We start from the raw sequence: 10,331 nt of genomic DNA on the forward strand, positions 1-10,331 counted from the left end.
ATTCAGCCCTAGGCCAGCACCATCCGCAGCAGCGCCCGCAACTGGGCCGGCTTGACCGGCTTGTTGAGCAGCGGGATATCGCCGGCGGCCAGCTGATTTTTCAGCGCCTCTCCCCGGTCGGCCGAAATGACGATCGCCGCCACCTGCATGTCGAAGTATGCGCGCAGGCGCGTGATGACGACATCGCCGGTCTCCTGATCGTTCAGATGATAGTCGACCAGCATCACGTCCGGGCGCGCTCCGACGTCCAGTTGGGCCACGGCCTGATCGTACCCGTCCGCAACGGTGACCTTGCATCCCCACCCGGTCAGCAGATTGACCATGCCTGTCTGGATCTGCCTTTCATTGTCGATCACGAGCACGGACAGTCCGCGCATTGAACGGTCCCGCGCCTCGATCCCCTGCGGTTCGTCATCCTGTTGTTCCGCCCCGAGGGGCAGAGAGATGGAGAATGTCGCGCCGCGTCCCGGTTCGGATCGCAGGCTGATGGGGTGGCCCAGCATGTCGCCGGCGCGGCGAACGATCGCCAGGCCCAGCCCCTTGCCAGGGCTCCGGGTGTCGAGACGGCGGAATTCCTCGAAAATATACTCCTGTTGCTCCGGCGCAATGCCGGGACCGCTGTCGGCGACGCTGACCTCGGCCTTTCCGTCCCCGCACTGACATAACACTTCGACGGTGCCTTGCGTCGTGTAGCGCAGGGCGTTGGAGATGAAATTCTGGAGGATGCGGCGCAGCAATCGCTGATCCGATTTCACCCAAATTGGCTGGGCATCCACCGAGAAGGCAAGTCCCGCCGCCTTCGCCATCGGTGCGAATTCGACATGCAGTTTCTGGAGCAGGCGATCGATGCGAAAGGACGCTATCTCAGGCTGGATGGCCCCCGCATCCAGCCGCGAAATCTCCAGCAAGGCTTCCAGCAGCTCTTCGACCGAATCCAGGGCGATCGATGTCTGGTTGACCAGAGCCCGCGTCGGCAGCGCCAGCCGTCGATCGCCAAGCGCCGCGACGAACAGGCGCGCCGCGTTCAAGGGCTGGAGCAGGTCGTGACTCGCCGCCGCGAGGAACCGGGTCTTGGAAAGATTGGCCTTCTCGGCGGCGATCTTCGCCTCGGTCAGCGCCGCCTCGATCGTCCGGCGCTCGGCCACCTCCTCTTCCAGCTGACGGTTCAGCCGGACCAGTTCCACGGTCCTTTCAGATACTCGCCGCTCCAACGTCTCGGCGGTTTCCTGAAGCCCCGCCTGCGCCCGCAGCATCTCGCTGACGTCGGTGAAGCTGAACACCCGCCCGCCATCGCCCATGACGCGGCCTCGCAGCTCGAAATGCCGCCCGCTCGCTGTGCAGGGGCAGATGGCCGCCTCGCCGCTGTGGCCGTCGCTCATCCACTCCAGCCGCCCGTCATCGGCCATACCCAGCCTGCCACGGCACCAGTCGAGAAGGTCGGCGTGGGTCTCCAGTACGCCGGCGAAATCGTCGGGCAGGCATAGCAGGCGGCGCAGCGCGTCGTTCCACGCTGCCAGATACCCCGCCCCGTCGAAGAGGCATACGCCCTCCGACAGATTGTCGAGCGTCGCCTGCAACATGATGTTGTGCTCGGCCAGTTCGCGCGCTCGCGCCCGTGCGTCCTCGGCCTTGGCCTCGGTAATGTCGGTGTAGATGCCGACAATGCCGCCTTCGCTCGTCCGTAGTTCGTTGATCTGTATCCAGCGGCCATCGGCGAGGCGCTGCACATGGCCGCCATCGGCGATGCCGTGCCGTGCAAGCCTATCGGACACCCAGCGATCGGGCGCGACCTGCGCGCCGGCCGGCCGCTGGCTCTGCGCGGCGATGCGGACGATGTCCTGAAAGGTCAGCGGCTGCCCCATATGCTCGGCCACTTGCGGCCAGAAGCCCAGATAGGCCTCGTTGCAGAGGACGAGCCGATCGTCCGCGTCGAAGAGGACAAAGCCTTCATTGATCGACTCGATGGCGTCGCGCAGCCGCATCTGCGCTGCATCGGCCTGGGCATGGGCATCGGCCAGCGCGGTATTGGCCTGCGCCAGCCGCCGCAGCGCATCCTCCAGCTGCAAGGTACGGTCCCGCACCTTGGCTTCCAGCGAAATCGCCGTTTCGAACATCGAAAAGGCGTTGACCGACATATCGGCAGAGCGTTCGACGCGATCCATGAGCGCGCCGTTGATCCGCCGCAGCTTATTCACCTCGGCCCGCAAAGCGTCCAGCTCGGTCTGGCTATCCGGGGCAAGGCGCAGGTCGGTCATTTCCCGATCGCCAGCCCGCTGAAGGTCTGGTTGACATGCAGCGCGTGATATTGCTCGCCATAGGTGTTGAAGCCGATGACGCGGTGGCGCGCGTAGAGGGCGGACACGTCGCGCGATATTTGCCGCTGCTCGGCGTCGATACGATTGAGCACGCAGTCAAAAGCGATGATGCGGTCGATCTCGCCCACCCGCTCTTCCAGTTCGCCGAACAGATGCTCCATGCCGGCGATGCGGTCGACAGGCTCGCCGATCGTCAGCACCAGCCCCTCGTCGATCGCACAGTAAAAGGTGAGGCTGCCATCAGCATTGGCGCTCTGGATCGAACGGACATGATATTCGCCGCCGGCGCGCACCATCGGCGGATGCGCGGCGAAGAACTCCATGCCCAGTTCCTCGCCTGCATGGCCGGCCAGCCGGAGATATTCGGTGGCGGCCGGCTCCGCGTTGATCTCGGTCACGATCCGCTCATGCGGCATCGCGCCGGTAATCACCATCCTGTGCGGTCCCGGCCGATAATGCTGCGCCTTGAACACATGGATCGGACGAGGCGTCGAAAGGATGGCAATCACAGCGGCGCGCGCGTGAAACCGGCCTTCATCGAAGATCGCCGTCTGGCGGAACGTCAGATTGTCGCCTGACGACCCCCCGATCAGGGGGATATCCCCCAACGCATCCTGGACCGTCATCGTCAGCCACTCTTCCCGGTGGGATAGGCCGTCGACCAGAAAGAGGGCGACATGATTGACCGCATCGCCCAGTTCCCGTCCGTTACGCTCCGCCCGCGCCGCCAGCGACCGCACCACTTCCCGCGCCGCGACGGGATCGAAATTGTCGATGTCGTCGAAGCAATGAGTCGTCATGCGAAAATCGCTCGCGGGAAAGCCGATCATCGTCACGCAGTCATGATCGTAGCCGATGTCCGTCAGTTCGCCCGAGCTGATGCAGCCGATGACGGACGTCCCCTCGAACCTACGGTTGATCGCCCGCGCCAGAAGATCGCCGTCGTAGCGATGCGCGCAAAATGCCACCACGCCCGCCAGCGGATCGTCACCCAGCTGCTCCGCCAGCGCCGCCATGGCGGCTTGTGGATCGTCGGTATGCGAAACCGCAAATTTTATGCCGCTTCGTGTCGCAGCGCCTGTCGCCATATCCTGCCCCTATAGCTGATATTCTTATGCTTAGGGACAATAGGATGTAGCGGTTTGGTTGGCGCTGTCACGCGAAACCAAAGCGATCGACGCGCACAGATCAGCCCCCACGGGTCGGTTCTCCGGCCGCTTCCAGCAATACCGCTTCGCCGTCGGTGAAAAGGCGCGAGCGGACGATGAAGCGCTGACCTTCCGGGCTTTCAAGCGACATCCCCGCCCCGCGCCCCGGTACGAGGTCGATAGTGACCTGGGTATGGCGCCAATAGTCGAACTGGGCGGCCCCGATCCATACCGGCACGCTGCCCGCGACATGCCCCAGCAGCACGTCCTGCGCGCCGACCCTGAACTCGCCCGCTGGAAAGCACATCGGCGCGGACCCGTCGCAGCATCCGCCCGACTGGTGGAACATCAGCGGGCCATGGCGCACGGCAAGATGCGCGATCATGGCTTCAGCGGCGGGAGTCGCGAGAATACGGGCGGGCGGATCGGCCATGCGTCACCTATCGGCGGAAGCGAAAACTGGCGGGCATCCTGCATGGAATGCCCGCCAGAACCGAAACGTCAGCCAGGGGAAGCAGCCGGCGCTTCGCAAAGATTGCGTCAGAAGAAGCCCAGCGCCTTCGGGCTGTAGCTCACCAGCAGATTCTTGGTCTGCTGATAATGATCCAGCATCATCTTGTGATTCTCGCGCCCGATGCCCGACTGCTTGTAGCCGCCGAACGCCGCATGGGCGGGGTAGGCGTGATAGCAGTTGGTCCACACGCGCCCGGCCTGAATGCCCCGGCCCATGCGGTAGGCCCGGCTGCCGTCGCGCGTCCACACGCCCGCACCCAGGCCGTAGAGCGTATCATTGGCGATCGCCAGCGCCTCCGCCTCGTCCTTGAAGGTCGTCACAGCCAGCACCGGGCCGAATATCTCCTCCTGGAAAATCCGCATCCGGTTATGCCCCTTGAGCACGGTCGGCGTGACATAGAAGCCCTCCGCCAGATCGCCCTGATGGACCGCCCGGTCGCCGCCGGTCAGCACCTCCGCGCCCTCTTCCCGGCCGATCGCGATATAGGACAGGATTTTTTCGAGCTGGTCGTTCGACGCTTGCGCCCCGATCATGGTGTCAGGATCGAACGGACTGCCTTGCTTGATCGCCTTCACCCGTGCGACGGCGCGCTCGATGAACTTCTCGTAGATCGATTCCTGGATGAGCGCGCGGCTGGGGCAGGTGCAAACCTCCCCCTGGTTGAGCGCGAACATTGCGAAGCCTTCGAGGCATTTGTCGAAATAATCGTCGTCCGCGTCCATCACATCCTCAAAGAAGATGTTGGGCGATTTGCCGCCCAGTTCCAGCGTAACGGGGATCAGATTCTCGCTCGCATATTGCATGATGAGGCGGCCGGTCGTCGTCTCGCCGGTGAAGGCGATCTTGGCGATCCGCTTGTTGCTGGCGAGCGGCTTGCCGGCCTCCACGCCGAAGCCGTTCACGATGTTGAGAACGCCCGGCGGCAGAAGATCGCCGATGATCTCCGTCAGAACCATCACCGACATCGGCGTCTGTTCGGCGGGTTTGAGGACGACGCAGTTGCCCGCCGCCAGCGCGGGGGCGAGCTTCCACACCGCCATCAGGATCGGGAAATTCCACGGGATGATCTGACCCACGACGCCCAGCGGTTCATGGAAATGATAGGCGATGGTGTCATGATCGATCTCGCTGATCGATCCTTCCTGCGCGCGCGCACAGCCGGCAAAGTAACGGAAATGGTCGATCGCCAGTGGAATGTCGGCATGGGTCGTTTCGCGGATCGGCTTACCGTTGTCGATCGTCTCGGCGAGCGCGATCAGGTCCAGATTGGCCTCCATCCGGTCGGCCATCCGGAGCAGGATGTTCGAACGTTCGGTCGACGACAGCTTCCCCCACGCGTCCTTCGCGGCATGGGCGGCGTCCAGCGCGGCCTCGATATCCGCCGCCGTGCCGCGCGCGACCTGGCAGACCACCTGCCCCGTTACCGGCGAGATATTGTCGAAATAGTCCCCGTTGGCAGGCGGAGTCCATTTGCCCCCGATATAATTGTCATATCGGTCGCGGATCAGCCTCGTCCCCTCGAATTTCGCCAGCGCCTGTTGCAGCATCATCCTGTCTCCCAAGATCAATATGTCGTGAATCTCGGAATGCAGCATGGCGTTCACGGTGCGGCAGACAATTAGACCTTGGGTCGGTCACGTCGGGCGCGGCTCCGGGGAACGCGGGGTTTGCCAAACAGCGTTACAGATCGACCCTGCCAGCGCCACATCAATGTAACCGGTTCGTGAGGTAATGTTGCCACAAGGCTGCGGTAACTTGTCTCGGCGACGACCCTTCCTATAGCTGGCACATAGTCATATCGATGAGGTCAAACTTGGCTGGGGAGCGTTTGGGTCTGCGGCACGCCGCCGCTTGGCTTTCGGAGATTGTGGGGCCGGACAAGGGCTATGTGAATGTCGGCATCATATACACGCTGGCGATCACGCTGTTGTCGCTGGCGACCCCGATTTCGGTACAATTGCTGATCAATTCGGTTGCGCGCACTGCGCTCGTCGCACCGCTGTGGATATTGTCGGGCATCCTGCTGGTCCTGCTGCTGCTGGTCGCTGGCCTCAGCGCAATCCGCATCTATCTGCTGGCGATGTTCGAGCGTCGTATCTTCGCACGCGTGGTGGCGGAGGTCACGGTGCGGGCCGTCCATGCGCAGAACCCCTTCTTCTCCGACGAAAGCCGGGGTAGCCTGTTCAACCGTTATTTCGACATGGTGGTGGTGCAGAAGGCGGTGCCCAGCCTGGTGATCGGCGCTTTCACGATCATCCTTCAGGCCGCCGTGGGCCTGGTGGTGACGAGTTTCTATCATCCGTTCTTCCTGGCGTTCAACATCGTGCTGGTGGCGACCTGCCTGTTGATCTGGCTTGTCTGGCGTCAGGGCGCGATCACCGGCGCCGTCGGCGTGTCCCATGCCAAGCATGAGGCAGCGCACTGGCTGGAGAGCGTCGGCGCGTCCAATGGCTTCTACAAGTCCGCCCGGCACCTGGATTTCGCCATGGACCGGTCCGAAGCGGTGACGGCAAACTATATTCGCGCACATCGCACCTATTTCCGCTACAGCTTCGCCCAGGCGCTGGGCTATTTCCTGGTCTATGCGGTCGCGGCGGCGGCGCTGCTGGCTCTGGGCGGAAACCTCATCCTGGCGGGGCAGCTGTCGATCGGCCAGCTGGTGGCGGCCGAACTCATCCTGTCGGGCGTGTTCTACGGCATCTATCAGCTCGGCTGGTATCTCGACACCTTCTACGATCTGGTCGCGAGCTCGGAAGAACTATCCCAGATATTCGCGATTCCCCAGGAGGCGCGGGGCCTCAGCGGACAGGAGCCGCCCGACGGGTCAGTGCGGTTCCGCAACGTGGAGCTGGGCGGCTCCCGTTTCGACCTCGCAATCGGCAGCGGCGAACAGACGGTCATCGTCGCGGAGCCGGGGGTGGAAAACCAAGTCGCGCTGCTCCTCAAACGCCACGTCACGCCCGAGCGGGGATTGCTGTCGATCGGGGGGAGCGAACTGGGCAGCTTCGACATGTATCTGCTGCGGTCTGCGGTCATGGTCATGAACCGGCCGACCATCGTCGATGTCACGATCCGCGACTATCTGAAGCTGGCCGCCGGCCGCGATGCCGATGGCGCGACGGTCATGCGGACGCTCGATCTGGTCGGGCTCGCCGCACGGATCGCCAGCCTGCCCGACGGCCTCGACACGCAATTGGCGAGTTCCGGGTCGCCGCTCTCGATCGTGGAGGTGATGCAACTCAAGCTCGCCAATGCGCTGCTCAGCCGGCCCAAGGTGCTGCTGCTGTCGCAGCTATACGACATGATGCCGGCCGAACCGTTGCACGCGACGCTCGGCGTGCTGCGGGCGGAGGGCACGACGGTCCTGCTGTTCACTGGGCGGCCCGAAGCGCTTGCGCTCGACAGCTGCTTTTGGCTCGGCGCGCGGGCGCAGCGCCGCTTCACCGACAGGACGGAACTGGCGCGCTTCCTCGCGACGCAGGAGCGGCCGGCATGACGATCGAACCGGCGCAGCTTACCCATTTCCGGTCGCTCGCGCGCCTGAGGCCGCCGAAGGTGGCGATCGTGGTAGCATGGCTCATCCTGCTCGGCCTCTGCCTCGCGGTCGCCATCCTGTTCGTGCCCTGGCGGCAGACGGCGCAGGGCGGCGGACAGGTCATCTCGCTCGACCCCGACGATCGGCCCCAACAAGTCTCCTCGCTGGTCGACGGCCGGGTGCAGCGCTTCTTCGTGCGCGACGGGCAACTGGTGGAGGCGGGCGATCCGATGGTCCAGGTGGTCGACGTCGATCCTGATTTTCTGACGCGCCTCGCCGCCGAAAAGGCCGAGGTGGAGGCGCAGATCGCCGCGATCGAGCAGGCACGCGCGGTCGCCTCGATCGACGTCGGGCGCACGGGGCAGCTCTTTTCGGAGGGACTCGCGGCGCGCCGCGACTATGAGCAGACCCAGATCAAGGTCGCCGACGCCAATGCCAAGCTGGCCGAGGCGCGGGCCAAGCTCAAGCAGATCGAGGTGCGGCAGCGGCGGCAGTCGGCACAGATCGTGACTGCCCCGCGCGACGGGCGGGTGCAGGATTTGAACGCCGCCGCCGGCGGCGCGCTGATCTCGGCCGGCACCATATTGGCGATGGTCGCGCCCGAGAAGATCGAACGGGCGGTCGAGCTGTATATCGATGGCCGGGACGTGCCGTTGGTCGATCAGGGCCGGCCGGTGCGGCTGGAGTTCGAGGGCTTCCCGGCGTTCCAGTTCAGCGGCTGGCCGGCGTTCGCCATTGGCATCTATGACGGGCAGGTGCGGTCGGTCGACCCGACGCCACGCGCCGACGGGCTGTTCCGCGTGCTGGTCGAACCCATGCCCGGCAAGCCTGCCTGGCCGGAGCGCCGCTTCGTGCGCCAGGGTGGGAAGGTATTGGGCTGGATCCAGGGCGACAATGTCACGGTCGGCTATGAATTGTGGCGGCAGCTTAACGATTTCCCGCTGAACTTCGGGCAGGACCAGGTTGCCCAGAAACAGCAGGAAAAAGCGGAAAAAAGCTCGATCGAAAAGAAGAAGAAGTGACCATGCGCCCTTTGATCGGCATAGCTGCGTTGCTGATCGCCGCTGCGGGATCGGCGGCGCACGGGCAGGAGAACGCGCCCGTTTCGCCCGACCCCGCGCGGGCGGGCGGCCCGTTGACCCTGCAGGAGGTGCTGCAATCCTCCGCTCGCTCCGCGCCCGACATCATCGCGGCGCTGGCCCGCAGCCGCCAGGCAGAGGCCCGCGCGCTGAGCGCGCAGGGCGCGTTCGACACGGTGTTCGCCGTGGAAGGGCGCAGCCGCATCGCGGGCTATTATGACGGGACGGAAATCGCCGGCAAGGCGGAGCAGCCTTTCGCGGATAATGGCGGCTATCTCTATGGCGGCTATCGGGCGTCGCGCGGGGATTTTCCGGTTTATGAGGATAAGAGCTACACGAACCGTCTGGGCGAACTGAAGGTCGGGGCGCTCTATTCCCTGCTTCGCGACCGGCTGATCGACGCGCGCCGGTCAGAGTTTCGCCTCGCCGCCAACGATATCGACATCGCCCGGTTCGAGGCGCGGGCGACGGGCATCGGGGTGCAGGCGCGCGCGGTCGAAGCCTATCAGAAATGGGTGGCGGCGGGGCTGAAGCTCAAGGCTTATGAAGCATTGCTGGCGCTTGCTCGGGATCGCACCCAAGGCATACGGCGTCAGGTCGAGTTGGGCGCCAAAGCGGACATATTGCTGGTCGAGAATGAGGCCAATCTGGTGCGGCGGCAGGCGTTCGTGGTGGAGGCGCGGCAGACGCTGCGCGCCGCGGCGGTGAAACTGTCGCTCTTCTACCGCGACGCGCAGGGGCTGCCAGTCGTCGTCGAGGACACGCGCCTGCCGGCCGATGCCGGCGCGCTCGACGGGATCAGGACCGACCCGGCGTTCAATCTGGAGGGGCGGCCCGATTTCGCCATCCTGCTGGAGGAGATCGACAAGGCGACCGTCAAGCTGGCGCTGGCGCGCAACGACATGCGACCCCGCCTGGACCTTGGTGGCGAAGTCGCCAAGGATGTAGGGCCAGCGGGGGTGGGCGGGTCCAGCCGCACGCCGCTGGAAATGATCGTCGGCGTTACCTTCAAGATCCCGCTCCAGAACCGCAAGGCGCGTGGCAAGCTCGCCGAGACGCAGGCCAAGATCGACGAGCTTTCGGTGAAGCAGCGCTATCTGGCCGAGAAAATCCGCGCCGAAGTGGCGGCGATCGGGATCGAGGTGGACACGGCGCGTCAGCTTGTCGATACGACCGAGCGCGAGCGCCTGCTGGCGGAGCGGCTGGCGAGCGCCGAGCGGCGGCGCTTCAGCCTGGGGTCGAGCGACTTCTTCCTGGTCAACCAGCGTGAAGAAAGCGCGACCAATACGCAAGTGAAGCTGATCGAGGCGCAAGCGCGCATCGCCGCCGCTCGCGCGGAACTGGCGGCTGCGACGGCGGACGAAAATGCGCTGGGTCTGGACCGGCCGTTGCCGATGGAATAAGCGCAGCCCCCTGCCCTGGGTCGCGTCCCTCTTTCCATCGCCAACCATAGTGGCAGGACCGTCCTGCGAGAAACGGCTCGGCGGTCAGCTGCTGGTATCTCCAGCGGAGTCGAGACGGTGGATGGCGGCGGCAGCGGTCGGCGAGAGCGCGTCGGGCTTTTCGGCCGCCAAGGCGCGGATGCGCGCGCGCATGCCCGGATCCCAATAGAGGCGGATATGCGTGGCAGTCTCCGCCGTCGCCGACGCCTCGCCCAAGGCGGCGAAGTTGCGGGCGATCTGGTTCGCCATGTAGATCAACCGGTCGCCAGTGGACATGACCTGGGGTTGGTCGCTCATC

Annotated in this window: 8 protein-coding genes; 3 read left to right on the plus strand and 5 right to left on the minus strand. The window is 64.8% G+C overall.

All coding sequences use genetic code 11. From position 1 onward, the window contains the following. Positions 1-8: 8 nt before the first annotated feature. The 4 genes from ACETPF_RS14535 to adh all read right to left on the minus strand — a co-directional run bounded on the left by ACETPF_RS14535 (position 9) and on the right by adh (position 5,524). The gene (locus ACETPF_RS14535) at positions 9-2,255 is read right to left on the minus strand and encodes a hybrid sensor histidine kinase/response regulator (protein WP_373935257.1); all 2,247 of its coding nucleotides are present in this window, start codon (positions 2,253-2,255) and stop codon (positions 9-11) included. Continuing rightward, complete coding sequence (locus tag ACETPF_RS14540; RefSeq protein WP_373935258.1) at positions 2,252-3,403, minus strand: FIST N-terminal domain-containing protein; 1,152 nt, start codon at positions 3,401-3,403, stop codon at positions 2,252-2,254. The genes ACETPF_RS14535 and ACETPF_RS14540 overlap by 4 nt, the downstream gene beginning before the upstream one ends. A 100-nt stretch (positions 3,404-3,503) precedes the next feature. Further along, entirely contained in the window at positions 3,504-3,896 is a 393-nt protein-coding gene (locus ACETPF_RS14545; RefSeq protein ID WP_373935259.1) for a DUF779 domain-containing protein, read from the minus strand. A gap of 107 nt (positions 3,897-4,003) precedes the next feature. Then, on the minus strand, positions 4,004-5,524 hold the full coding sequence (adh, locus tag ACETPF_RS14550; protein ID WP_373935293.1) for an aldehyde dehydrogenase: 1,521 nt from the start codon (positions 5,522-5,524) through the stop codon (positions 4,004-4,006). A gap of 266 nt (positions 5,525-5,790) precedes the next feature. Here adh and ACETPF_RS14555 point away from each other — a divergent pair, with 266 nt between their 5' ends. The 3 genes from ACETPF_RS14555 to ACETPF_RS14565 are packed head-to-tail and all read left to right on the plus strand — an operon-like array spanning position 5,791 to position 9,994. Next, positions 5,791-7,473, plus strand: a complete 1,683-nt coding sequence (locus ACETPF_RS14555) for an ATP-binding cassette domain-containing protein (RefSeq protein WP_373935260.1) — start codon at positions 5,791-5,793, stop codon at positions 7,471-7,473. After that, on the plus strand, positions 7,470-8,534 hold the full coding sequence (locus tag ACETPF_RS14560) for an efflux RND transporter periplasmic adaptor subunit (RefSeq protein WP_373935261.1): 1,065 nt from the start codon (positions 7,470-7,472) through the stop codon (positions 8,532-8,534). Before ACETPF_RS14555 ends, ACETPF_RS14560 begins: the two co-directional genes overlap by 4 nt. Before the next feature lie 2 nt (positions 8,535-8,536). Further along, positions 8,537-9,994: a TolC family protein gene (locus ACETPF_RS14565; protein WP_373935294.1), complete on the plus strand. Its 1,458-nt coding sequence runs from the start codon at positions 8,537-8,539 to the stop codon at positions 9,992-9,994. A gap of 84 nt (positions 9,995-10,078) precedes the next feature. On the opposite strand, the gene ACETPF_RS14570 is transcribed toward ACETPF_RS14565, so the two are convergent. Further along, complete coding sequence (locus ACETPF_RS14570) at positions 10,079-10,330, minus strand: formate dehydrogenase subunit delta (RefSeq protein WP_373935262.1); 252 nt, start codon at positions 10,328-10,330, stop codon at positions 10,079-10,081. Between the last annotated feature and the right edge of the window lies 1 nt (position 10,331).

It is taken from the genome of Sphingobium agrisoli (assembly GCF_041877245.1).
Lineage (GTDB): Bacteria > Pseudomonadota > Alphaproteobacteria > Sphingomonadales > Sphingomonadaceae > Sphingobium.

What these genes read in the sequence shown, in the direction of transcription:
- ACETPF_RS14535 (WP_373935257.1), bottom strand. Translation starts at nt 2,255, where the DNA reads ATGACCGACCTGCGCCTTGCCCCGGATAGCCAGACCGAGCTGGACGCT.
- ACETPF_RS14540 (WP_373935258.1), bottom strand. Translation starts at nt 3,403, where the DNA reads ATGGCGACAGGCGCTGCGACACGAAGCGGCATAAAATTTGCGGTTTCG.
- ACETPF_RS14545 (WP_373935259.1), bottom strand. Translation starts at nt 3,896, where the DNA reads ATGGCCGATCCGCCCGCCCGTATTCTCGCGACTCCCGCCGCTGAAGCC.
- adh (WP_373935293.1), bottom strand. Translation starts at nt 5,524, where the DNA reads ATGCTGCAACAGGCGCTGGCGAAATTCGAGGGGACGAGGCTGATCCGC.
- ACETPF_RS14560 (WP_373935261.1), top strand. Translation starts at nt 7,470, where the DNA reads ATGACGATCGAACCGGCGCAGCTTACCCATTTCCGGTCGCTCGCGCGC.
- ACETPF_RS14565 (WP_373935294.1), top strand. Translation starts at nt 8,537, where the DNA reads ATGCGCCCTTTGATCGGCATAGCTGCGTTGCTGATCGCCGCTGCGGGA.
- ACETPF_RS14570 (WP_373935262.1), bottom strand. Translation starts at nt 10,330, where the DNA reads ATGAGCGACCAACCCCAGGTCATGTCCACTGGCGACCGGTTGATCTAC.